Source organism: Peribacillus sp. NJ11, assembly GCF_030348405.1.
Classification (GTDB): Bacteria; Bacillota; Bacilli; order Bacillales; family DSM-1321; genus Peribacillus.
This window is the reverse complement of sequence record NZ_JAUCFO010000001.1, coordinates 4,729,158-4,754,451: the sequence shown is the minus strand read 5'-3', so window position 1 is coordinate 4,754,451 and position 25,294 is coordinate 4,729,158. Positions and strand designations below refer to the sequence as shown.

The following is a 25,294-nucleotide window of genomic DNA, read 5'->3' as shown; positions in this document are numbered from 1 at the left end:
TTAGATGAGCTTGGGTTAAACCCATCTGGAGGAAATGGCCATCGACACAAACAATTTGCAAAAAATAAAGAGTAAATGCAAAAGATGCTCCAGAATTATTTTTCAAAGGGAATTACCGTTGGTTAGTTTAGGAAGAAACCCGTTTAACTGTTTCTACTTTAGGGTAAGCAATAATTTTATGGTAAGCATAATCGCTTCTCACATAATCCGTCATTCAAGGTGAAACGGGAATAGAAGATACAATGCTTCTTAGCAAATACCTCTATATTTACTCACAACAAAATGTAAGAAAACATGTTAGTGAAATAGTTAAAATAGAATAATTTCTCTAGTAGAATAAATAATCTTTGAATTGATATGGAGGGGACAAAATGAGTTTTTTATTTTATTTCGGCTGTGGCCGATTTAAGGAAGAGGCCACAGCCGAAATAAGTTACTGGGTCACTAAATCACAATCACATCTATGGACAATCCTAGAGCACCGGCAGGGGGGACATTAACATCGGTAGTCATTTGTCACGAAGTTCATTTATTTTTTTCGTAAGCTCATTAAACTTCTTGTCGAGTACTGTGTACGCTTTATCTTTTGAAGTCATAAAGCTGAGCTTTCCTAAAACTTCTTGTCTTTCTGTTTCAAGTGTTAATCGTAGTTCCTCCAGATCATCTCTTTTTGAGGATGATTCAAACAATTGCTTTTGTATACGATTATCCGAAATGACGAGTTTGCTGCTTGTCGTTTTTTCGAGAAAATATCGATCATGCGAAACGACGATCAGTGTTCCAGTATACTGTGCTAAGGTATCTTCAAGTTGTTCCCGTGAAGCTAAGTCTAGGTGATTTGTCGGCTCATCCAAAATAAGCACAACTTTTTCTTTTAATATATATTCCATTAACTTACATTTCACACGCTCACCCATACTCATATTCCTAATGGGTTCTGTCCAATGAGATGTCATGAATCCTAAATGCTTCATTAAAGTTTGAACTCTACCTCTTGCCTCGAATGTTTCTTTATGAAATAGCTGTGCTGGTGTTTGATCAAGAGGTAAATCAAACACTTCTTGCGTCAAATAGCCAATTTTTGAAGATGGTGAAATCCATACATCGCCCGAAAAAGTTTCATGTCCAAGAATTATTTTTAATAATGTAGTCTTTCCACTACCATTGGGACCTATTACTGAAACCTTCTCACCATGCTGAATCGTGAAATTGACGCTTTTAAATAGTGTTCGCCCGTTAAAAGACTTAGTTAAATTCTTAACTTCCAAAAAACGTTTGCCGGATTTGTTGTTTGCTTTAATTGAAAAGCGGACAGTATAATCTGACTCAACAGGCTCAGCTTTTGCTTTTTCAAGCTCTTTTTCAAGACGCTTTTGTTTAGATTTTACTTGTGCATCCATTCGCTTTGCTTTTACGCGATAGTATTCTTTAACTCCTTCCTTTTTCGTCGATTGGGCATGGGCTTTTTTCGACCAAGAAGTGATTTCATTCATTTGTCCTTCGATCCGTTCAACCATTTTTTGCTGTTTTTCATATTCACGTTGTTGCGTAAGTCTTTTCTGTTTGCGAACCTCCATATAACTTGAATAATTCCCTCTGTGTTCAATTATCTTTTTACCTTCGATCGACCAAATTTTCGTTGCAACAGCATCCAAAAAATAACGATCGTGCGAAACAAAAATAATGGTACCTTTATAATTTTTAATTTGTCCATTGAGGAATTCTAAACTTTCCGCATCAAGATGGTTTGTCGGTTCATCCAATAGTAAAAGGTCTGCATCTTTTGAAAGACCTTTTGCAAGTCGGGCTTTCAGTTTTTCTCCACCGCTTAATTGCGCGAAGTCATGGCTTGGTACATGCATTTTATCTAGTAATTTGACTTCAAAAGGGGTCTTATCTTCGAAAGAATGTGATTCAGTTTCTTGTTCGACCATAAAAACTTTCAAGTCTTGCTGAAGCCATTGAATTTGTCCTTGTGCAGGCACTAAGTCATTATTAATCAATTGTAACAACGTAGATTTACCGGCACCATTTTTGCCGATGACACCGATGATATCCCCTTGTTGAACACTGGCGTTTACATTTTCAAAAATGGTAAGGTCCATTACTTCATAGCTAATATTGGCTAATTTTAATAGCTCTTTCATATAATCCATCCCTCTCCTTAAAGGGAGAATAAAAAAAATCCTCCCAGTTCATTTGGAAGGATTAGTCGTAGCTGTGCATGATCAAATAAGAGCTATTTTCAATATAGCTCGACAATTTATAGAAAATGGGCAGACTAATCCTATTTCGTTTGATTTGAAATATGTGATTTCAAATTTTTAAAAATAAGATTAGTTAATCATCGGCCACCCATCATCCCTTCTGCTATTAATGAAATCAGTATAGCATAAAATAATCTTTGAAAACAAAAGTAAGCAGCATAAATAGTTTACTTTCAAACTAAATTTAACGATTTATTAATGTTTTTACTCAATCATGTATCTTATTATAAGGTGGGTAATAGTCCTGTAGCATGGGGTGTTTATAAGGGCTGTGTGATAAAATCATTCACAACCATAGGGTTGTTCCCTTGAGGAGGATATTAATATGGAAAAAAATATAAAGGGAATCGATGTTTCACATTGGCAAGGTACTATTGATTGGAATGAAGTTGCAAAGGCCGGCGTGAAGTTTGTATTTATTAAAGCAACCGAGGGAACGAGTTATTCTAAACTCTCTTATTTTAAAGAAAATGCCCCTCAAGCTTTGACAGCGGGATTGAAAGTCGGGGCCTATCATTATGCAAAGTTTGCTACTGTTGCAGAAGCAAAGGCTGAGGCTGCTTATTTTCTGGATTCGATAAGCTCTATTGCTCTAAACTATCCTGTTGTTCTTGATCTTGAAGAAAATAAAAAAAAGGCAAAGAAAGAAACGCTGACAGATGCAGCAATAGCTTTTTTAGAAGCTATTGAAGAGGCTGGATACACGGCTATGCTGTATACAGGTAAATACTTTCTCGAAAATACTTTAGATGAATCAAGGTTGACGAACTACGCTTTGTGGATTGCCAGATACAACAGCACGTTGGGACGCAGCACAGATATTTGGCAGCATTCTGATTCAGGTAAGATAAGCGGGATCAGCACAAAGGTGGATTTGAATATAGCCTATAGGGATTTTACAAATACAATAAATATTTTTAGGACGCACAACTCCCGTGCATTGAATAACGAAACATCCACAACTTATACTGTAACAAAAGGCGACACGCTTAGCTTCATTGCAAAAAAACATAAAACAACGGTAAAATCTCTTGTTAGTCTTAACGGAATTAAAGACCCCGACAAAATTTATATCGGTCAAAAATTAAGGTTGAAATAAGTAAAGGCTCTTCTCATTACGAGAGGAGCTTATTTTTGATATTCCTTATATTTCTTTAAGTTCGTCAATTGCTACTTCTGATCTTTCCTCTAATGGTCCTCTTAGATGAACTGTTGCCGTTCTTCCATCTTCATTTAAATTATCAATCCATACTGAAGTGCCATTATATCTCACCTCAATGTCAGATGAAGAAGAAAGTATCTGTTTTACACGATTAACATCCACATAAATCCCTCCCTGCTTATTAGTCTACTTATTATTTGGGGAAAGACTGAATTTTATTCGTTTTTAAGGATAGTAAAAAATTAACCCTTCTAGCGTTTCATGTACTTAATAAAAAGGTGACAATTCTTAATCTTAAAAATATTGGGTTAATCTGCTAGAATGGATATGATTGTAAAAATGAATTCGAGGTGATTAATATGAAAAGACTTAAGGTCCTGGCAGTCCTTTTAATACTAATTGGTGCAGCCGTTCTGTTTACATGCTTGCAACAACCAAGTGAAGCCAATGCTGCCACGGTTAACCTAAACATTAAGAAGCTTGACGTCGATGAATTTTTTGCTGAACGCGACGGAACTTTCATATTACGTGAAATGAAAAAAGGCAGGACTTTCATCCATAATAATGATCGAGCTGAACAAAGTTTTGCGCCGCAATCGACATTTAAGGTGCCTAATGCACTCATTGGATTACAGGTAGGGGCTGTTGAAGATGAATATGACATTAAATATTGGGACGGAGTGAAACGGGAAATTGAGGTTTGGAACCAGGATCATACGCTTGGGTCTGGTCTAAGGAACTCCGTTGTTTGGTACTATCAAGCCATGGCCCGTGACATTGGAAAGAGTCGAATGGAGGAGTGGGTTCATAAGATTTCATATGGCAACGAAGATATTAGTGGAGGAATCGATCAGTTTTGGCTAAGTAGTTCACTCAAAATTTCACCCATTGAACAAGCGGATTTTATGGAAAATTTATATACAGAGAAACTTCCTTTTGATAAGGATGTCATGAAAACCGTAAAACGGATGATGATCCAATCTGAAGGGGACAACTATACGCTTTACGGAAAAACAGGACAGGGGTCAAACATTGGCTGGTATGTTGGCTTTATTGAAACAAAGGATCGTGACTATGTCTTTGTAACGAATATCTCCGGTACCTCAGCAGACGCTAAAAACATCACAATGGACATTTTAAAGAAATATCATTTAATGGCAGAGTAGGTAGGGACTAATACCTCATTTGGTAATTCAACCGGGGTGATGCTTACCGAACTTAATGAAATATTTGGATTAGTCAAATTGAAAATTTAAATTCCAATCTTTTTCAATGGGAACTAAGTGTAAGCATAAAAGAATATAGTATAGAGTTAACGGATGCTTTACTTCAATAAGGGAGTTGCTTCGGCAGCTCTTTTTCTTATGGAGCTAACAGGACGGAAGTGTTGAATAAGGAAGTTGATACATGGGACAATATTGAAGAGAAAGTGTTGGAGGGTTTGAAGGTAATTACACATACTTAAACATGCTTATAGGGGGTATTATGGAACTATCGTTATTATTGGAATATGGCTGGGTGTTAATTATTTTAATTTTTTTAGAAGGTTTATTATCTGCTGATAATGCATTGGTTTTAGCCATTATGTCAAAGCATTTACCAAAAGAACAGCAAAAAAAAGCGATCAATATTGGATTGCTATTGGCATTTATTTTTAGGATTGGTGCAATCTTTATTATTTCGTACCTTTTCCATGTTTGGCAAGTTCAGGCAATCGGGGCTGCGTATTTGATTTTCATTGCATTAAAGCATTTACTAAAAAAGGACCATGGGGACAAAGAGGAAAAAGGGAAAAGCTACCGTATGACCGTTGCACAAATTGCATTAGCTGATATTGCTTTTGCTATTGATTCCATTTTAGCTGCAGTCGCTCTTGTCATTGCCTTGCCAGATACACCAATGGGTGATATAGGAGGTATGGATGGGGCAAAATTCATTGTTATTTTATTAGGAGCAATTGCAGGTTTAATCGTCATCCGGTTTGCAGCAGGGTACTTCGTTAAGATACTGACGGAGCGACCTAGCCTCGAAACGGCAGCCATGTTAATCGTTGGTTGGGTAGGGGTTAAGTTATTAATGCATACCCTTGCGCATCCATCTGTGCACATTATCCCTCACGATTTTGTTGAAGGACCGATTTGGAATATAATCTTTTGGTCAGTCATGCTTCTTATTGCTATAGGCGGATGGTTTTTATCTGGAAAAACAGTGAAAAACGATAAGCAAAATGACTAATGTTATCAGAATAAAAAAGAGTTGAAATAGTTCGGGTTAATTATTATTAACGTTATGTTGCTAAATTAGGATTTAAGACCGACATCAAATTTGAAGTGACCCCAAGTTAGACACTTTATTTAATTAGGCAACCTTGAAGGCATGAACCCGGTAATCTGCTGGGCTCATGCCTTTTGTTTGAAATGCTCCATGCTGTCGAACTTCAGTAAATAATGTATTTCAGATTTTGGCAGCACTGCGGAAATGTAAGAAAGGGCATAGGGCATAGTACCCTTTTATATTTAAATCGATAATCAGGTCTGATTGGCTAGGATCCACATTCCGTAAATTTCTATTTTTATGGCTCTGCAGACGTGTAGAACGTGCCATTAACCGGAAAATTTTTAAATGAATCAATTATAAAGGTCTAAATCTTTACAGTATTTCCGCACTAACCGTGATGCTTTTGATTGGCTAATGGATAAATGATGAGCGACTTTCCTTGTATTCCTGAATTTTGTATAAGAGGTAAAAGATTAGCTAACATCAATACGTACCTTTTTTTAGCACTATCTGCATTCGTTCTTTTAGCTGGTCCAACTTTGTTTATAATATCCAGATTTACGGATAGCGTTGGGATTTTGTTACAGAATTTCTTTCGTATGTGTTTCTAAACCGACTCTGTTGCCAATTCTGGCTTTCCTGAAGCTTGGACGATATTCTACTGGGCATGGTGGTTTGCTTGCGCTCCTTATATGGGCATATTTGTAGCGAAAACTTCAAAAGGAAGAACGATAAGACAAGTCATTTTTGCTGAATGTATTGGAGGAACAGTAGGGTGTTGGGCGGCGTTTTCCATCATGGGTAATACAGGTCTTTACTTTGAACTTAATAAACTTGTTCCAGTCATTGACATCTTAGAGAAGAAAGGTGGGGAAGCAGCCATTGCTGCCATTTACCAGGGGCTTCCCGGCGGCAGTATTGCCTTGTTTGCCATTATCATTATCACTCTTATTTTTCTTTCTGCTACACTGGACTCTTCGTCATTCACATTAGCAAGCGCTGCATCAAAAAAGTTGTCATTAGATCAAGAACCAGCTGGATGGCACAAAATATTTTGGGCGTTGGTCATAGAGCTTGTAGTGTTTTCCATGATGTTCGGTGGAGGACTGCATGCTCTTCAATCAGTAGTAGTCATTACTTCCGTTCCACTCATCTTAATAATGGCGATGGCATCGATATCACTCATTAAATGGATAAAAGAGGATCAGGCAGGAAGCAGCAGTATAGAAAAAACCATCAATGAAGAACCTACAAAGCTAACATCTTAAAGTATCATTCAAACTGGGAGGATACAGTATACGGGATAAATGCAACAGGCACCAGCTAAAAAAAAGCTGGTGCCTGTTGGCGTTCGATGAAACCGGACAAAACTTTTTTGATTTGAAAACAAAAAATTCTCTAAACTACTTATCGCAATGCCGATGATAAATGGCGGTTGATTCAGCGGAGCTTATTGACGGGAGGGGCGTTCAATTACTATCTGTCCATAAAAGAGATGATGCACCGTATGAATAAAAACAAAAATGCCTCCTCATATTAAAAGAGAGAGGATGTGTCACATGATAAAAAGTATATCTACTTTTCAAGCAACAATGGTACTGATTCTATCTATTGGGTTGATGAACCATGTTATCGTTTTGCCTTCACTGCTTGGTGCATCCGGAAGAGATTCATGGATCAGTACTTTAGTCACCGGGATACTTTTTCTATTATGGCTTCCCATGGTTTATTGGATAATAAATAAAACAAAGCAACAGCATATCATAGGTTGGCTTCATACTCACAGTCACCCGCTCACCGCCTGGTCCATAAAAATCCTTCTTTTCTTATATATTTTATTAAACTTGTTTGTCACTTTATATAGCACATTTTCCTGGGTAAACAGTACTTATATGATTCAAACGCCAGAATATATATTATTTATACCTTTCATCATCCTATGTTTTATTGCTGCCGAGGCTGGAATCAAAACAATAGCCATTGCCGGAGGATTGGTTTTGCCCCTTGTTGTGGCACTTGGATTTATGATAATGACGGCAAATATACAGTATAAGGATTACTCCTTGCTTTTCCCTATTTTTGAAAATGGAATTACACCTGTTTGGGACGGGGTCGTAATACTAGGTGGAGGTTTTACAGAGATATTTCTTCTCGTTTTGATTCAACAGTTTGTAAAGACAGAAATAAAGTTCAGGAGTTTACTTTTTTTAGGTTTATTTCTTTTGTTTATCAGTATGGGACCCATAATAGGCTCCATTACAGAATTTGGTCCGGTACAGGCTGCAAAAATCAGTAATCCTGCATACGCTCAATGGCGGTTACTAACCATGGGTAAGTATTTGAACCGCCTGGATTTTTTATCAATATACCAATGGCTTTCAGGTGCATTTATCCGAGTATCGTTATCGATATTCCTAATGGGTGAACTGTTTCAAATTAAATCAAAGAAAATAAAAAATATTGTATTGCTTGCTATATCAGTCTCCTTAATCATTGCGCTTTGTATACCAATCGACATTCCAGCATACAGGAATTTTACGGAACGATATTATTTTAAATTGAGTGTGATCAGCATTTTGGTTATAACTTTTTTCATTAACATGGTCATTTTTTTGAAAGAAAGGGTGAAAAAGAATGGAGCCTCTATTGAACAAGGCAAATAAGGGGAGTTCTTCGGAGGTCCAACTAAAGTTGGAGTATTTCAATGAATTATTCGGAATGAGCTCGGATGTAAAATTCAAAAAGCATACCATTACATCTGAAGGGAAAACAGATCCGCCCCTTATTTGCACTTTGATTTATTCAGAGGTGTTGGTCGATGTCAAAAAATTGTGGGAATCAGTAGCACGGCTTGATAGTGTATTCATAAATTCTAAACTGAAGGAAGAAGAGGTTATAGAGGATCCGCAAGAAGAATTTAAAGTCAGTAGGGTTTTCCCTTCCTCCACTTTAAAAGAAAATGTGGAGGAATACGTATTTTCCGGGATGGTCCTGATGCTATTTGAAGAATTGGAATTATTATTTATGTTTTCCCTACCTAGCATCCCAAATCGAAGTCCCGAGGAAACAAGTAGTGAAATTTCCATCCGAGGTCCACGTGATGGATTTATCGAAGATATCTCTGTTAATTTAGGGTTGATTAGAAAAAGATATAAAACTGCATCACTCGAAAATCAAGCATTTACCATTGGGAAAAGGAGCAAGACAAAAATCAATTTATTATATGTGAGGGATGTTGTAAATCCAGAAACCATTGAAAAAGTAAAAAGGAAAATCTCCTCAATAAACACAGATATTTTGTTGGGAACTACTGAGCTTGAAGAATTTTTATCAGACAGTAAATTCAACCTGATCCCGTTTTTTGATTATACAGGGAGGCCGGATTATGCTGTAGCCAGTTTAAATAATGGGCGCTTTGCCATTTTAGTGGATGGGTCACCAACTGCCTTAATTGGGCCAGGTAATATTACACTCTTGTTAAAAGCCGCGGAAGATCGTCATACTCCATCTTACTATACAAATTTCGAATATTTCTTTCGCATTATCGGACTGGTGGTATCAATATTTCTGCCAGGTTTTTATATAGCACTAATATCATTTCAATTAGACCAGCTCCCCTTTCCATTTTTGGCGACGATAACCGTATCTAGATTTGGGTTGCCTATATCACCTCAACAAGAGGCTTTCTTGATTTTGGGTTTATTTGAGCTGTTTCGGGAGGCAGGGATCACACTCCCAAAAGCAATCGGTCAATCACTGGCTGTTGTGGGTGGATTAATTATAGGTGATGCGGCAATTAGGGGCGGGATTACATCCCCGACGATGTTGGTGGTGGCAGGTACTACTGCGGTAGCCACCTATACATTAATCAATCAATCTTTAGGTGGAATTGTAAGCATGGCCAGGTTTTTTGTATTATTTCTCTCTTCTGTTTTAGGTTTATTCGGATTCTTTCTCGGTGTATTCTCTATTGTCCTTTATTTATCAAGGCTGCAGATTTATGGTTTACCCTACTTAGCGCCTATATCACCACTATCCTTGAAAGATCTTCTAGGGGGCGGTGTCTTTGTGAAGCCATATCTCTTTAGAAAGAAACGAGCCGAAATGCTGAAAACTAAGGACAGAACAAAAGGAAATCGCTAATGAAAATGATCCTTAGAATTATACTATTTGTATTGAGCCTTGCTCTTTTAAGTGGCTGCTGGGATACCAAGGATATTCAAGATATTCAATATATAAGTGCAATGGGAATAGATTATCAAAATGGTCAGTATGTCATTTATGTGCAGGTGACGTCTTTTGCCGGTGTGGCTAAACAAGAAGGCTTGGAACCAAAACCAACACCTGTTTGGGTCGCCAAAGGACGCGGGAAAACAATGAATGAGGCCATGAATGACATTTATAAAAGGTCAAACCAGTATATTTATTGGGCTCATGTTAAATTGATCATTTTCTCTGAAAGCTTACTAAAACATGGATTGGACAACGTAAACGACCCCATTTTAAGATTTCAGCAAATTAGGGAAACAACTTGGTTATATGGAACCGATGATTCTTTAGAAAAGATTCTCTTTGTCAATAGTCTATTCGGCTCATCAGTGCAAACAAGCATTTTCAATCCGAAGGATATTTATAAATTAAGATCCTTTGTCGAACCCATCCGGATCCAAAGATTTTATACGCAAAATTATGAAACAGGAATGACAATAAAACTACCGAAGATTTCGTTGAAAACTGAGGTATGGAAAGCAAAAGAAAAAACACAGAACACCGTAAAACTATCAGGGGCCTATTTTATTAAAAATAATCAGCTAAAGGGGGAGATAGCAAATAAACATCTTGGGGGGATGAGATGGTTAACAAAAAAAACGGTAAGGTCCCCAATTGGAATAAAAATCAACAACAACAAAAATGTTCAAATATCTCTAATGAGGCCAAAATTCAATATAAAGCCTATCTATGTAAATGATACAGTCGAATTCGATATTTCAATTGAAGTAGAAGGTGCCGTAACGGATATGGAAGAAAACATCTCCTTACCCCACCTTAAAGAAAAAATACAGAGGGCATTAGAGAAAGAAATTAGGCATACGTACAAATATGCTCTTGAAAAAAATATAGACATCTATAATTTAGAAGGAGTTATCTACAGAAAGGATTTGAAAAAATGGAAAGAAGTATCCAAAGAAGGTTTTAGCCTTAATGAAGAATCCATTCGTAATATTCATGTGGATATTGCTATTAAAATAACAGGCGATTATAAATATGAGTACATGAATTGATACCTACAGAAGTGGATCGCAGGCTGCCATGACAGAATCTTTCTTCAAAGTCGTTTCCAATGATTATGATATGGCAGCCTCTGTAAATGATATATTCAACAACTAACTATGTAAGGATTTATTTTGCCTTACATACCGATTAAAGTAAATCAGATTTTACTTTAAAAGACCAAAACGAAATCCATAGACTACGACTTGTGTGCGGTTCTTGGCTTTAAACTTTGTCATTAAACTGCTTACATAATCCCTTATAGTATGCTCGCTTAATTGCAATAATTCGGCCATCTTTTTATTGTTATACCCCTCTGCAAGCAAATTTAAAATCATGGATTCCCGTTCCGTCAATTGTAGATCGGTATCAATGGAAACCTCATCATCCTTTCTTGATAAATATAAACCTAACCGTTTTCCGACCTGTTCAAGTAAAGTCAGTTCATCTTTTGAATAATCGAATTCCTCTCCTAATTGATCAAAGGTCAGCCAGCCGAAAACTTGCTGGTCATGAACAATCGGCACAAATATGACAGATGAAAGATTAAACAACGTTATATGTTCCTTTTTAATATAATGATTGGGATTCTTTAAAAATACAGGCTTTTTTGAATTGAAAACAAAGGATTGCTTTAAGCTGAGTTGTCCTCTCATGCTTTGAACCTTGGGCAGCTCCAATCCAATGGTGCCGTAAAATTGATTGGACCAAGGAATATAAGCATAAAAAACACATCTTTTATAGTGAAAGAACTCTTCACATTTTTTTAGGATATGAGCAAAATCCTTAATTCCTGATGAGTTAATTAGAAGCTCATCTAACTGGTCTAATAGTTTCAGCCTTTTAAGCTCAGCATTTTCTTCGTGGGTTTTTGAAAGTTGCGTTGGTTCGACAACCATCCATTTGTTATAGCTATGGATGAGATGAGAGAAAATGGATAATAAGAACATTAAAATGGAAATGGTATGGGCATGTTTCAGGTTGGACATTAAGGTAACGATGGACTTCTCAAAGATCAATCGGAACATGCTGAAATGGTTCACATTTAAAATGGGTAGATGTGATTGAAGCCAAGTTTCCAGATGCTTATCGTATGTTTCATTTATGTCTTCGATTTTTGGGGCAGATAAAAATAGTAGAAATGATTCCAGTAATGTTTGTATCACCTTACGTTCATTTTCTAATATAAGGGGCTCTAGATTCAAATAAATATTGATATTTTCTTCAATTTGTTTGTTATGGCTTTTTATGAATAATATGAATTGCTGAAACGATATCTCTTCATAAGCATGAGAGGGCTGGGTCATACGAGTCTCTTCTCCTTAAACGAAATACCCCTATATAAGGGGGATACTTACCCTATTATTATACAGCATATTATAGGATAGTATTTCAAATTACGAGGAGTAAAATAAAGGCATAGACAGACAATGAAGCTTTTTTAGCGGCATTCCATTTAAAAGGATTGACAATTGTTAAAGTCAGCTTCATTTGCTTGTATAGGAATACTTGTCTAGTGAGAACCTCTAAGGATGGCAGTATCAGAAAATAAGTAAAGGAGATCTGGTGAAATCATGAGACTTGAAAACAAGGTGGCAATCATTACTGGCGGGGGTACAGGAATCGGGAAAGAAACAGCTTTGCTATTTGCTAGGGAGGGAGCAAAAATCGTCATCACAGACATAAACCACGAATCCGGTGATCAAGCTGTAAAAGACATTCAGGCAATTGGCGGGGAGGCCCTGTTCATCCGTCATGATGTCAGCAATGAAGAAGATTGGAAAAGGGTTGCAAAGGAAACGATCGATACTTTTGATAAGGTGGATGTTCTATTCAACAATGCGGGTATTTATATCATTAAACCGGTTGCGGAAATTGAACTGGAGGAATGGAATCGTCTCATGTCAATTAACGTGACCGGCGTATTCTTGGGAATGAAACATATTATGCCACTGATGGCGAAACAAAATAAAGGTTCAGTCATAAACGCTTCTTCCATTGCAGGCTTGATTGGAGCACCTGGTCATGTTTTATACGGTGCAAGTAAGGGAGCGGTCCGGACAATGACTAAAGATGCTGCCATCGAGTTTGCTTCAAAAGGAGTCCGTGTAAACTCGATCCATCCAGGATATATCGATACCGGGATGGCGGACTATGCATCTGAACAAACGGGCAGTACAAAAGATGAATTGGGTAAAGAATTCCCGTTGGGACATCTGGGCAGCGTCAACAATGTGGCGAATACAGTGCTTTTCATTGCCTCGGACGAATCCTCTTATACGACGGGTGCCGAATTTGTGATAGATGGCGGAGCAACTGCTCGCTAAAATCCCTACCATTCTAGCGGAAATAAGAAAACAAAACTAAGGAGTGTTTATATATGAGACTTGAAAACAAAGTGGCGATCGTAACAGGGGGAGCAAGTGGGATTGGAGCCAGTACGGTTCAATTATTTGCAGAAGAAGGAGCAAAGGTGGTCATTGCAGATTTTGCAGATCATGGACAAGCTGTATCAGATGAGTTAAATGGAAAAGGGTATGATACTCTTTTTGTTAAAACCGATGTGACGAATGAAAATGACATTAAGAATATGATCGAAGAAACGGTTAACAAATATGGAAAACTGGATATCATGTTTGCAAATGCAGGGATTGCAAGAGACGGAAACATACATGAGTTAAGCTATGAGCAATGGCAAAGAACAATTGATATTAATTTATCCGGTGTCTTCCTATCTGATAAATATGCGATAGAGCAAATGCGGAAACAATCCACTGGTGGTGCCATTGTCAATACAGGCTCCATCCATAGCCATGCTGGGAAGCCGGGGGTAACAGCTTATTCTGCAGCAAAAGGCGGGGTTAAGCTATTAACACAAACGTTAGGTTCGACTTATGCGAAAGATGGCATTCGTGTCAATGCAGTTTGCCCAGGTTATATCGATACACCACTTATTGCGGAAGCGCAAGGTGAGATACGACAAGGTTTAATCGATTTACATCCAATCGGCCGTTTAGGCAGAGCGGAAGAAGTGGCTAAGGCTGTTCTCTTCCTTGCAAGTGATGATGCATCATTTGTAACAGGCACAAGCCTTATTGTAGACGGCGGATATACGGCAGTATAAAGCTTTTACACCCAAGGATTAATCGGTGGTTCTCAATCGGTACACTTCGTTTGATGCACTAGTTACATTTATTTTAGAGCTTTTTCCGTAAGATGAGCATTCATACGGAAGGGCTCTTTTTTACATTTAACTCCTTGAAATTCCTTCCACAACGTTACAGTCAGCCATTTACCGTTGACAGGCGTTTTTGTATTTCCTTTACGATAATAGGACTATATTATATTGATCCATAGAGTGTTTATGCCGCGAATGTTGTTTTACAATGAGGTACTTTTCAAGTAGTAGGAATAACTTTTAAAAAACAGTGAAAAATATCATAGTCGATAAAAATTATTGATAAAGGCGGATGATAAACATGACAACGGTACGTGACATTATGACCAAAGATGTGAAGGTATGTGCACCACATGATTCTGTAACAGCAGCAGCAAGAATTATGCGAGATATCAATTGTGGTTCCGTTCCAGTATGTGAAGGTAAGAAAGTCATAGGCATGATTACAGATCGTGATATCATTTTGAATTGTGTGGCAGACGGTAAAGATTGCAATACTTCTCATTGCCATGATTCTATGACTTCGAATGTAATCACTTGTGATCCGGATACAGATGCACACGAATGTGCCCGTATGATGGCCGATCATCAAATCCGTCGTATTCCTATTGTAGAAAATGATGAAATTGTTGGTATTTGTGCTATTGGTGATCTTGTAACAGTGGATATTCATGTTAATGAAGCTGGTGAAGCGTTAAGTCACATTTCTGAATCTACTCATTTAGAACATTAATCGATGCAAAAAATGGATCCATGAGCGGTCTAGGGTTTTACCCAATCTGACGCATGAGATAACCAATTAAAGTTGAGAAAGTTCATCTTTTATTCTTAACGGTCCGGATGATTTTCCTTTATTCGATTGAGAAACGGGTACAGTCAGAAACATAGGGTTCTTAAAGAATATTTTCGGATTTGTTTCCTGGCTCCAATGATAAAAATAATTAAAGAATTGTAAATAAACATTATAAAAATTTCAAATCAAAATGAGGTCAATATAATGAACAAACAACGAGCAAAAGAGATTGCGGCTTCACCAGTTATGGCTAATGTAACCCACAATGAGGTTCCAATCTATATTCAAAATGTGGATGAAAATAATGAAACAGCTAGAATCTATCCTCTTGATGAACCAGAGAATGAACAAGAGGTCCCTTTATCCAATTTAAAAGAATAGGCCATCAAGTGAGAGCGTGTTACTTGGGTCACTGGCTTGTCGTAATTGAATGTATAAAAACCCCTTGAGACCAAGGGGTTTTTATCATGATGCAAAGGTCCTGAATATCGTAGGCTTCAACTTCTTAACCTAGCGCATGAATCCAACATGCTACTTTAAAGGGCATTCCTTCTTCACGTTCTATCCTAAAACTCTCGTAATCTCTTGTTGCGGTGAATGATTTCATCAGTCGTTTTCTTTTTTGCGACAATCCCGAATGGCTTATATAACAGCCTTATTCAATGACTATCGTAGCCTGATTGCACCTCTTTTGATAATTCGATTTAAAGTCTTTTGAATGTACCAGAAACATCTAAATACTGAACTCTAAAGCACTCAGGAAATACCTTATCCAAAACTGCTTGGAATTTTAGTTTAGTTTGTACAAATATGCATGCTGCTGCCTTATAATGTTACGTAGGTTTAGAGCTGGATCAATCGCCTATTTCATCCATGTAGTATCGCACCTTCGCTTGTTAAACGAGATCTAGTCACAACCAATTTCTACAAGTAGGGGCGAACTATTTAGTTGACGGAATCAAATCCCATAGGGGCGGACGCTACGTTAACATACTAACCAAAGTCTTTTTAGGGAGGAAGCAAATGAAGGTAAAAAAAATACATCATGTAGCGATAATTTGTTCCGATTATGAAAAATCAAAAAACTTCTATGTGAACATTTTAGGGTGTGATATCGTGCAGGAGACATATCGGGCAGAAAGGAAGTCGTATAAATTGGATTTAATGGTCGGAGGGGAATATCAGCTGGAATTGTTCTCATTTCCTGAAAGCCCCAATCGTCTAAGTTATCCAGAAGCTAAAGGGCTAAGACATCTTGCTTTTGAAGTGGAAGATATTAATCAAGCTGTTAAAGATTTGGAAAAAGAAAACATTCCAGTCGAACCTATCCGTGTTGATGAGTTAACAGGAAAAAGATTTACTTTTTTTTGTGATCCGGATGATCTGCCACTTGAAATATATGAAAAGTAGGAATTACAAGCTTAGCTAGGATGATGAGTGAACTTTAAGGCATGAAGTCTGATAGGAGAGGTGATGGTTCGGGAATTGAGGTAAACTTTATTTTTTTTAGTTGATTTCAATAGATGAATACGATGATTTAAAGAAGTTAGTTATGCCAATTAAACTATGAAGCTTCCCTATGATATGTCGATACTAATAAATTTATCTCCACTTGCATTCCATATTTCGATAATAGCTGAAATAATCACCAGCTATAATAGCTATAGATCGGTCATTTAAATATGTCAGGAGATAAAAAAATGAATGTTTTCAAATTTACATTGTTGATACTTTTAACGACATTTTTAATGGGTTCTTCTTTTGCGGTAGTTAAAATTGGTCTACCTTATTCATCGCCATTATTATTAGCAGCATTACGCTTCACACTTGCCGGGTTCATAATGGCGATGATCGTAATCTTGTTAAGAAGACCGCATCCAAACTCTAAAGGGGATTGGATAAAAATGCTTATTATTGGCACTTTTCAAACAGCCGGAGTAATGGGGTGCATTTTCCTGAGTTTACGCACTATTACAGCAAGTGAATCCTCAATTCTTACTTTCACGAACCCGTTACTCGTTGTTGTATTCGGTACAATTTTTTCACAAACACGCTATAAACTATATCAATGGATTGGAGTTTTATTAGGATTAGTGGGAGTAATTATTACGATGGGAGCGCAACTTGAATTTAAGATTGGCATTCTTTTCGGCATTCTTTCTGCTATTTTCTGGGCCATTTCCACTTTATTGGCGAAAAAATGGGGAGCGATTTTCGATACATGGGTTTTATCTGCCTATCAGATGCTTTTTGGTGGTTTACTGCTTTTACTTGGCAGCTTTACTCTTGAGAAACCATTTTTCATAATTAGTGGAAATTCGTTATTCATTTTATTATGGTTAAGTATCATGTCATCGATTGTGCAATTTGCAGTTTGGTATTACCTTTTACAAAAGAGTGATCCGGGAAAAACGAGTGCCTTTTTATTTTTGGCACCTTTCTTCGGTGTATTATCAGGATGGGCACTATTAGGTGAAAAGATATACACTTCACTCCTAATTGGCGGACTGTTTATTATCATAGGCATCTATCTTGTAAATGGCCAGTTCCAAAAGGAAAATAAATTAGTTAAAAAAGCTTTAGAGTAATCGTAGGATTGTTCTAAGCTGCAAAGGACAGAAATTCCCTCATGGTGAAAAAGAAAGAGCCCCTTTTCTATCCACTAATGAGGGATTATCATATTATACCTCTATACAAAAAACTTCTTTAAATCCTTCTTTCCCTTCAGGTGTTACTTTTACTGCGCGAATAGATGGAACACGGACTATCCAGCCTAAATCAAAAAAATGTGTAAGGAGTCCATTTCCTAAAGCTCCACCAAGATGATGATGACGTTCACTCCAGTCTAAACATGAATGGGAAAATGAACGGCGTTTTCTTCTTAAATCAAGTAAATCGATACCGAATTCAGAAAAAAAATGATCTCCTTTGGGTGTAACTGCAAATTCTCTCTCTTCTTTTTTTAAATATCCGGCTTTCAACATCGATTCAGTTAGATCGACTCCTAGTTTTCCGGCCAAATGATCATAGCAAGTTCTGGCTTCCTGAAGCATTTTAACTTGGCTTGATTGTTTTAACGACCGAACTTCAGGCGGTGGGGAAATGGCAAGAAATGATTCTAAAATGCGCGCAATTTCTCCATTTGCTAGCTGATAGTAACGATGTCGCCCGTGTTTTTCAACATTAACAAGGTTACCTTCCACTAATTTTGAGAGGTGAAAGCTGGCGGTTTGCGGTGTTATTACAGCCATCAATGCTAATTCACCTGCCGTATGAAAACGCCCATCCAGCAGACTTGCAAGTATTGTTGCACGTGACGTTTCCCCAAGGAGGGAGGCTATCTCCACCATATTTGGATTTATACTCAAAATAGTTACCAACCTTTCTGCCGATAGATTAGTTAAGTTTTAGTTTGAATAAGCTGAACGCCAATTAATTAGCATTAAAAATAGGTAAACTTATACTTCCATTATACAGTACCGCTGTCCTAGTGATATTCGGTAATTCACGATTTCTGCTTTAATTAAATTTGAAAAAGGATATTGGACCCCACAATAAAAGCGGATAGTGTTTATTTCGTATTTTTTCGCGGCATATATGCAGAATGAAAACGGCCGATAAAATGGTCCAAATCGCAGTGAAGGGAGTAATCATAGATTATAAAAGATTTGACCTATCCATGAAGACTTAAAATCCGTTGGCACCCTATTGAATTTCACTTCACCGAAAGGCTTGACGGGTAATGAAAAAGGTTCAATTGTTTCCAGAATACTGGAAGGTTTTTGACGATCTATATTCGAAGGTTTTTTTTTGATGTAAAAGGAAGATCCTACTTCAGATGCGGCATTAACAGCCAGGGAATGTATCCTAATTAAGTGGCATTAAAGTAATGCAAATGAAAAAAGGACAACTTCACCAACAGAATCCTCACTCGAAAGAAATTAATGGTCTTTGCTTTTAGTGAATGTTTTTTAACATAACTTTTATAAACGGTTAACCGTGGTTTTAATTTGGAAGCAGGAGAAGTGTTTTTAGTCTAACCAGAAATAATAATGAAATGGAAAAGGGGAAAGACCCAGGTGTCAAGAACATTATATTTTGAGTCGTTTATATAAGGATTTTATTGATAAAATGAATGAGATAAATTGGGGGCATCCGTTAAATTGGGTGCTTTTTTATTGGGGAGAGATTATGAAATCAGGAGAGGTTAAAAAGAAGACTGTAAAGAAGAAGGACTGTCTACCTTTGGATAAGCGTTTTTTACTGAAGTATATTCTTTGTAAACTAGGCATACATTCTTACATGTTCACTAACGTAAACGTTCCTTAATAGTCTTAGAATAAATACCGGTGAATAGTCCCTTTTGTAGAATTTAGTAGTCAAATAGGAGGGAATGAAGAATATGAAAATATCAGACGTTGGATTTAAAGGTCAAGTTTTTGGATTTATAAAGTTCACACCTTTTGTGGAAAGTTTTTTGTCTGGAGATTTATATATGAATAATTTCAAAAAGTATATTGATATAGAAAGTGCTTCAGGAGAAAAAGGTGTAGGAGACAAATTTGAAGCAGCACATGTTTTTACGGAATTAACCATGAATTTCTTTACTCAAGATACCAATGAATTAATAATGTCGGGGCGAACTAAAAAAATGAATTTCAGAAAAAATATAAATGAAAAAAGACCATTATATTGTATGTATGCAATTGTTGGCGATATGTTAAAAGTGGTTAAAGAGGATGAAAAATATTACTATACCAAATTTGATTTACCTAATGAACAAATCGATAAAATGATCAGGGAGTTCGGAGATAGCTTAATTTTTGTTACCCCATCGCAATTTATTGACAGAATTACTAGAACACTCAATGAAAAAGGTTATGCTTACAGAGGGGGCTTGGTAAAATATGATGATTATAACATCAATTCCTCAGCTAGGATGAGCTCTTATAAAAATCAAGGGACTGATATTTATTTTTGGAAAGATAAATATTTTGAAAATCAATATGAATATCGCATAGTTCTCACAGATCAAGAAGTTGATGAAGCCTTAATTGTGAACATAGGTGATATTTCAGACATTAGTACTATTTTTAATGCCAATGAATTTTTCAGTGATAAATTTGAAATAAGATTACGAAAGAAAGGAAATCTAAGCATCCATTAAATTGGGTGCTTTTTATTTGCAGGAGGGATAAAGAAAATATTGAGCTCTTTAAAGAATTAAAAAGAAGAGTTAAATTAACCGGAAATTCTAGGGTTATTGCATCCACATGGTTAAGGCAAAAAACATGAATTATAATAACTCATTTAAATTCACTAGTATTGTTATCGGTAATTTAAAACGAAAAAAAAGAAAAACTTACCTAATGGGTAAGTTTTTTGGATATAAAGTTATTTTTTATTCCTATACACATGCCTTTTTAATCTGAAAGTATCCGTATATCTAGTTTTAGAATATTAATTGTAAGTCCTCGCACACGAACCTTACGATGCATATGCTTAAAAAGAATAGGTTCATAAAAAGGTGAACTCTGCATAAAGTCAAAAACGATCGAGGTTACTTTTTTTCGTTACTTCGAGAGATAAACGCGCGCTTCATAAGGTTTTAATGTATTAGAAGAAATTTCATCACTGTTTTGATCCGCGTAGTTATTGATTAGCAGTTGTCTAGCTTCACAGCTAATGTGTTCTGGTAATTCAAAGTAGGCTGCTTCCCCTGTAAAGTTGCAAATAACAAGTAATGTTTCGTTATCTAAAGTACGTATATACGCATAAATTTGCTCATTTTCTTTTAAAATAAGATCATATGCACCGTACACAATTACGTCATATTTTTTTCTTAACTTAATTAGTTTTTGATAGTAGTAAAAGATAGAATTCGAGTCTTCTAATGATTGTTTCACATTAATTTCTCTATAGTTTGGATTTACTTTTAACCAAGGAGTACTTGTTGTAAAACCAGCATTTTTACTATCGTCCCATTGCATAGGAGTTCTAGCGTTATCACGGCCTTTAATATAAATGGATTCCATTACTTTAGCTTTATCCTCTTGACCCTCTATAACTTTTTCACGGTACATATTCAGAATCTCAATATCCTTATAATCATCAAGACCAAATTTAACATTTGTCATACCTATTTCCTCACCTTGATAAATATAAGGCGTTCCCTGCATCATATGAAGGAATGTTCCAAGCATTTTTGCGGATTCTACTCGGTAAGATGTATCATTGCCAAAGCGAGAGACCATTCTTGGTTGATCATGGTTGTTTAAATAAAGGCTATTCCATCCTTTTCCTTCCAATCCTTTCTGCCATTTTGTCATGCATTCTTTAAGATCGTCCAGCTTTAAAGGCTTTACATCCCATTTTCCGCCTGGTCCTGAGTCTAAATCCATATGTTCGAATGTGAAAATCATATTTAGTTCAGTACCTTCACTATTCGCATACTTAGTGGCATCTTCAACGGATGCCCCAGGACATTCGCCGACTGTCATCATGTCATATTTCGAAAGTACCTCACGATTCATCTCTTGTAGATACTCATGCACACGAGGACCATTCATAAAGAAATCGCCACCCCAGTCGTATCGCTTTCCGCCTGGAGTGCTGGGCAATCCTTCCGCTTTGGAAATGAGGTTAATCACATCCATTCGAAAACCATCAATGCCCTTATCAAGCCACCATATCATCATGTCATGAATTTCTTTTCTTACTGTAGGGTTTGCCCAATTTAAATCAGGCTGTTTTTTGCTAAACAGATGAAGGTAGTATTCATCTGTTTCTTTATCATATTGCCAAGCTGGACCACTAAAAACTGATGTCCAATTGTTTGGCTCTTTTCCATCTTTGCCGGGGCGCCAAATATAGTAGTCTCTGTACGGATCATCTTTTGATGATCGGGATTCAATGAACCATTTATGTTCATCTGATGAGTGATTAACAACTAGATCCATCATTAATTTCATATTGCGTGAATGTAATCCTTCCAAAAGTTCATCCCAGTCATTCAGGGTACCAAACTCATCCATAATGTCTTGATAGTCACTAATATCATAGCCATTATCATCGTTTGGAGATTTGAAAACAGGTGATAGCCAAACGACATTAACTCCTAATTCATTTAAATAATCAAGTTTTGAAATAATTCCACGTAAATCTCCAATTCCGTCCCCATTACTATCCATGAAACTCCGAGGATAAATTTGATAAACAACACTTTCTTTCCACCATTTTTTCTCCAATTTCATCTTCCTTTCACTTCTAATTTGTTTCTTAATCAGTCTCATATTCCCCTTATTTAACAGCACCTTTTGTCACACCACTAATAATCCATTTTTGAGCTATGATATAAACAAGGACCATAGGGGAGAGTGCCATTAAATAGGAGGCAAATGCTAAGTTATAATTTGTTGTAAACTGTGACTGGAATACATATTGAACAAGCGGCAATGTCATCGAATCACGATCACTTAAAATAACAAGTGGTAACATAAAATCATTCCATGCCCACAAACATGTTAAAATTCCGACTGTTGCGTTTATTGGGCTTAATAATGGAAAAATAACTTTCCAAAATACTGTCCAAATACTTGCTCCATCTACATAAGCTGCTTCTTCTAATGACTTGGGAATCGAACGTATATAGCCCACATAAATAAAAATATTAAAAGCCAAACCGTATACAATATACAGAAAGATAAGTCCTGTCATATTATTTAATCCGAATAGGCTAGTTTGCTTTACAACAGGCAACATAATTATCGGAAAAGGTACAAACATCGCACTAACAAAATAGTAATAAAGCAACTTAAAGAATCGTCTATGCATATTCCGTGCAATGGCATAAGCCACCATCGAATTTGTCAGTAATGTAAGAGCAACTGTAAAAACTGTAACGATAAAGCTATTTTTAATAGATTGAAAAAAATTCGTCAGGCGAATGGCTTCAGCGAAGTTTTCCCATCTTAATGTATGAGGCAGAGACAAAAGGGATTTACTCATTTCATCTGGTGACTTGAATGCTGTCACGACTGTTAGGTAGAGGGGAAATAAGATAACCAGTGAGCAAAAAATTAGCAGTATGGTTATAGGCCAATTTACTTTTTTACTTTCCATTACATATCCACCTCACGTTTTTGAAGGAATTTAATTTGCAGGATTGATATAACCACAATTAAAATAAAGTAGATCACAGAATTTGCTGCCTGATAAGCGAACTCCCCCCCTGAGAAGCCCCCTTTATATATCAATACCGAAATGGCTTCCGTAGATTGACCTGGACCTCCATTTGTCATTGCAATAATATGGTCAAATACCATCAAAAAGTTTTTCATCGCAAGCACCATATTTATGGTGAAGAAAGATGCAATAAGTGGAAATGTAATGTGTTTAAAACTTTTCCATTTTCCCGCACCATCTAAACTAGCAGCTTCGTACAATTCAGTTGGAATCGTTTGTAATCCTGCTAAATAGAGAATGGTATTAAATGCAACGGCTTGCCATACAGCCACAATCACAATTCCAACCCATGCTAAATCTGGGTTACCAAGAATATTTTGTGTTAAAGATGTGATGCCCAACTTTTCAGCAATTTGAGGGATAAAAAATGCAAATAAATAATTAAAGATAAACCCAACGATTAATACGCTTAGAATATTCGGCACAAAAAACACAGCTCTAAGTGTATTTTGAAATTTAATCTTTGCATTAAGTCCTATGGCAATTGCCAAACTAATGATATTTACGAGTAAAGTGGAAACAATGGCAAATTTAAATGTAAAGCCATAGGAAGCCAAAATACGTTGGTCTTGGAATAAATTCACATAGTTTTTTAAGCCAACAAAATTAAAATCCCCATACCCTTTATAATTTGTAAAACTATAAATCATTCCTTGAAAAACTGGAACTGTATGAAATACAAAAAATATTAAAAATGCTGGAAGCACCATCCAGTAATAGGCTTTGGATTGTTTAACCACTCGTTTTTCCCCCTTGTTATTCTCTCGCTTTGACTTTATTCCACTCATCATCCAGTTTTGAAAGGAACGGTTTGACTTCTCCTTTAATTAGAAAATCCTGTATTAAATTGGCTGCTTGCATACTAGCAGGGAAATAGTGTTCCGGAAAACTAGTGATTTTTTGTTGTACAAAATAAGGGTTTAACTCTTTTAAAGTTTCATCATTTTGTAAAACATTTTTAACTGCAGAAAAACTGTTTTGTTCTTTAATGTAATACTGTGAATTTTCCTTTTCTAATAAAAAATGAATAAACATTAACGCTTCTTTTTTATGTGGTGTATCTTTTGACATCGTTAATGCAGTATCTACACCTGATACGAGTTTGTTTTGAGATGAATCATTGGATGCAGGTAAGGGAAAGGAACCGAGTTTTATATTTGGGTTAATTGCTTTAATTGATGAGATTGCCCAGCTTCCTTGGATATACATAACTGATTCACCATTTGCAAACGCCCGATTGCCTGCATTATAGTCACGGCCAAAATTATCCTTATGACCATAATCGAGCAATGTAAGCATTTTTACTAAAGTTTCCTTGTAATGCTCTGTAAAAGTTGTTTTATTGGAATTGCGATCCTGGATAAAGTTGTCACCTTGCAAGTTTCCTGCTAAGGCATTAAATGAGACCATTGCAGTCCAAGCATCTTTATACGTAAAATAAAAAGGTAATTCTCCTTGTTTTTGAATCCGTTTTGAAACGTTAATTAGCTCATCCCATGTTTTGGGAACTTGTAACCCTAACTCTTTAAATTTATCCTTGTTATATAAAAGCATATTTGCATTCGTCGCAAAGGGAATTCCATTATCCTCATTATTCGTTCTACCTAATAAATTAAGCATATTAACATAGTCTGGTATAACTTTATTGATGGCTGAATCCTTTGAAAAATCATAAAATAATCCTTCTTCTGCAATATCGCCATACGTAGCATTGCCTCCGATCGCTAAAAGGTCTGGTACATCTTCTTTCACCAATCTCGTCCGTAATACCGTCTCGGAATCAGGAACGTTATTCTGTTCAATATCAATATTGGGGTGCAATTTTTCAAACCTTTCAATTAAATGATCAAATGTCGCTACAGCTTCCGGCTTATTTTGAAAAAATTCAATATGGATTTTTTCATCAGCTGTTGTTTGATTAGTACATCCTGTAAGTAAACTGGCTATAAATGCTGTAGTACAGAGGTAACGCCACTTATTCTTCATATACGTATCTCCCGTCTGAAAATTTCGTCTATTTTATGCATAAGTAAACGTTTACTCTAATGGAATCATCAATGATAGTAAACGTTTACGTTAAGCCGTTTATAATTGGAGTGATA

At 36.4% G+C, this 25,294-nt stretch carries 21 protein-coding genes and 1 pseudogene; 14 read left to right on the top strand and 8 right to left on the bottom strand.

Annotated elements, in window-relative coordinates:
* Positions 1–509 precede the first annotated feature (509 nt).
* A complete protein-coding gene (gene abc-f, locus QUF86_RS23200; protein WP_289335826.1) occupies positions 510–2,147 on the bottom strand; it encodes a ribosomal protection-like ABC-F family protein in 1,638 nt (545 codons plus the stop codon).
* A gap of 445 nt (positions 2,148–2,592) precedes the next feature.
* Here abc-f and QUF86_RS23195 point away from each other — a divergent pair, with 445 nt between their 5' ends.
* A complete protein-coding gene (locus QUF86_RS23195; protein WP_289335825.1) occupies positions 2,593–3,366 on the top strand; it encodes a GH25 family lysozyme in 774 nt (257 codons plus the stop codon).
* A gap of 45 nt (positions 3,367–3,411) precedes the next feature.
* On the opposite strand, the gene QUF86_RS23190 is transcribed toward QUF86_RS23195, so the two are convergent.
* On the bottom strand, positions 3,412–3,591 hold the full coding sequence (locus QUF86_RS23190) for an H-type small acid-soluble spore protein (RefSeq protein ID WP_289316969.1): 180 nt from the start codon (positions 3,589–3,591) through the stop codon (positions 3,412–3,414).
* Between the two features lie 197 nt (positions 3,592–3,788).
* On the opposite strand from QUF86_RS23190, the gene blaOXA reads away from it, so the two are divergent.
* The 6 genes and pseudogenes from blaOXA to QUF86_RS23160 all read left to right on the top strand — a co-directional run bounded on the left by blaOXA (position 3,789) and on the right by QUF86_RS23160 (position 10,988).
* Positions 3,789–4,595: a class D beta-lactamase gene (gene blaOXA, locus QUF86_RS23185; protein ID WP_289335824.1), complete on the top strand. Its 807-nt coding sequence runs from the start codon at positions 3,789–3,791 to the stop codon at positions 4,593–4,595.
* A gap of 319 nt (positions 4,596–4,914) precedes the next feature.
* Positions 4,915–5,664 carry a TerC family protein gene (locus QUF86_RS23180; protein ID WP_289335823.1) on the top strand — a complete coding sequence of 250 codons (750 nt, stop codon included), beginning with the start codon at positions 4,915–4,917 and terminating at the stop codon, positions 5,662–5,664.
* 464 nt (positions 5,665–6,128) lie between these two features.
* Positions 6,129–6,974 (top strand): annotated as a pseudogene (locus tag QUF86_RS23175) (BCCT family transporter).
* A 291-nt stretch (positions 6,975–7,265) separates the two neighbouring features.
* Positions 7,266–8,369: an endospore germination permease gene (locus QUF86_RS23170; protein ID WP_289335822.1), complete on the top strand. Its 1,104-nt coding sequence runs from the start codon at positions 7,266–7,268 to the stop codon at positions 8,367–8,369.
* On the top strand, positions 8,341–9,849 hold the full coding sequence (locus QUF86_RS23165) for a spore germination protein (protein WP_289335821.1): 1,509 nt from the start codon (positions 8,341–8,343) through the stop codon (positions 9,847–9,849). Before QUF86_RS23170 ends, QUF86_RS23165 begins: the two co-directional genes overlap by 29 nt.
* On the top strand, positions 9,849–10,988 hold the full coding sequence (locus QUF86_RS23160) for a Ger(x)C family spore germination protein (protein ID WP_289335820.1): 1,140 nt from the start codon (positions 9,849–9,851) through the stop codon (positions 10,986–10,988). The genes QUF86_RS23165 and QUF86_RS23160 overlap by 1 nt, the downstream gene beginning before the upstream one ends.
* 156 nt (positions 10,989–11,144) lie before the next feature.
* Here the strand turns inward: QUF86_RS23160 and QUF86_RS23155 are convergent, their stop codons facing one another.
* Complete coding sequence (locus QUF86_RS23155) at positions 11,145–12,284, bottom strand: LuxR C-terminal-related transcriptional regulator (protein ID WP_289335819.1); 1,140 nt, start codon at positions 12,282–12,284, stop codon at positions 11,145–11,147.
* Between the two features lie 267 nt (positions 12,285–12,551).
* On the opposite strand from QUF86_RS23155, the gene QUF86_RS23150 reads away from it, so the two are divergent.
* The 6 genes from QUF86_RS23150 (at position 12,552) to QUF86_RS23125 (ending at position 17,536) form a co-directional block, all read left to right on the top strand.
* Positions 12,552–13,304 carry an SDR family NAD(P)-dependent oxidoreductase gene (locus QUF86_RS23150; protein WP_289335818.1) on the top strand — a complete coding sequence of 251 codons (753 nt, stop codon included), beginning with the start codon at positions 12,552–12,554 and terminating at the stop codon, positions 13,302–13,304.
* Positions 13,305–13,357: 53 nt separating this feature from the next.
* Positions 13,358–14,101 carry an SDR family NAD(P)-dependent oxidoreductase gene (locus QUF86_RS23145; protein ID WP_289318421.1) on the top strand — a complete coding sequence of 248 codons (744 nt, stop codon included), beginning with the start codon at positions 13,358–13,360 and terminating at the stop codon, positions 14,099–14,101.
* Between the two features lie 355 nt (positions 14,102–14,456).
* Positions 14,457–14,888: a CBS domain-containing protein gene (locus QUF86_RS23140; RefSeq protein ID WP_289316965.1), complete on the top strand. Its 432-nt coding sequence runs from the start codon at positions 14,457–14,459 to the stop codon at positions 14,886–14,888.
* Between the two features lie 264 nt (positions 14,889–15,152).
* Positions 15,153–15,329, top strand: coding sequence for a small acid-soluble spore protein H (locus QUF86_RS23135; RefSeq protein ID WP_289316964.1), 177 nt, complete (start codon positions 15,153–15,155; stop codon positions 15,327–15,329).
* Between the two features lie 642 nt (positions 15,330–15,971).
* Entirely contained in the window at positions 15,972–16,358 is a 387-nt protein-coding gene (gene gloA2, locus QUF86_RS23130) for an SMU1112c/YaeR family gloxylase I-like metalloprotein (protein ID WP_289335817.1), read from the top strand.
* A 290-nt stretch (positions 16,359–16,648) separates the two neighbouring features.
* Positions 16,649–17,536 (top strand): DMT family transporter, encoded by an 888-nt coding sequence (locus QUF86_RS23125; protein ID WP_289335816.1) that lies wholly within the window; start codon positions 16,649–16,651, stop codon positions 17,534–17,536.
* 93 nt (positions 17,537–17,629) lie between these two features.
* Here QUF86_RS23125 and QUF86_RS23120 read toward each other — a convergent pair whose 3' ends face one another.
* Positions 17,630–18,316, bottom strand: coding sequence for an ArsR/SmtB family transcription factor (locus QUF86_RS23120; protein ID WP_289335815.1), 687 nt, complete (start codon positions 18,314–18,316; stop codon positions 17,630–17,632).
* A 1,034-nt stretch (positions 18,317–19,350) separates the two neighbouring features.
* Between QUF86_RS23120 and QUF86_RS23115 the strand changes: the two genes are divergently transcribed.
* Positions 19,351–20,115 carry a hypothetical protein gene (locus QUF86_RS23115; RefSeq protein WP_289316960.1) on the top strand — a complete coding sequence of 255 codons (765 nt, stop codon included), beginning with the start codon at positions 19,351–19,353 and terminating at the stop codon, positions 20,113–20,115.
* Positions 20,116–20,521: 406 nt separating this feature from the next.
* Here QUF86_RS23115 and QUF86_RS23110 read toward each other — a convergent pair whose 3' ends face one another.
* The 4 genes from QUF86_RS23110 to QUF86_RS23095 are packed head-to-tail and all read right to left on the bottom strand — an operon-like array spanning position 20,522 to position 25,178.
* Positions 20,522–22,195 carry a glycoside hydrolase family 13 protein gene (locus QUF86_RS23110; RefSeq protein WP_289316959.1) on the bottom strand — a complete coding sequence of 558 codons (1,674 nt, stop codon included), beginning with the start codon at positions 22,193–22,195 and terminating at the stop codon, positions 20,522–20,524.
* A gap of 52 nt (positions 22,196–22,247) precedes the next feature.
* Positions 22,248–23,069: a carbohydrate ABC transporter permease gene (locus QUF86_RS23105; protein ID WP_063234577.1), complete on the bottom strand. Its 822-nt coding sequence runs from the start codon at positions 23,067–23,069 to the stop codon at positions 22,248–22,250.
* On the bottom strand, positions 23,069–23,902 hold the full coding sequence (locus QUF86_RS23100) for a carbohydrate ABC transporter permease (protein ID WP_230162282.1): 834 nt from the start codon (positions 23,900–23,902) through the stop codon (positions 23,069–23,071). The genes QUF86_RS23105 and QUF86_RS23100 overlap by 1 nt, the downstream gene beginning before the upstream one ends.
* 46 nt (positions 23,903–23,948) lie before the next feature.
* A complete protein-coding gene (locus tag QUF86_RS23095) occupies positions 23,949–25,178 on the bottom strand; it encodes an ABC transporter substrate-binding protein (RefSeq protein ID WP_289335814.1) in 1,230 nt (409 codons plus the stop codon).
* Between the last annotated feature and the right edge of the window lie 116 nt (positions 25,179–25,294).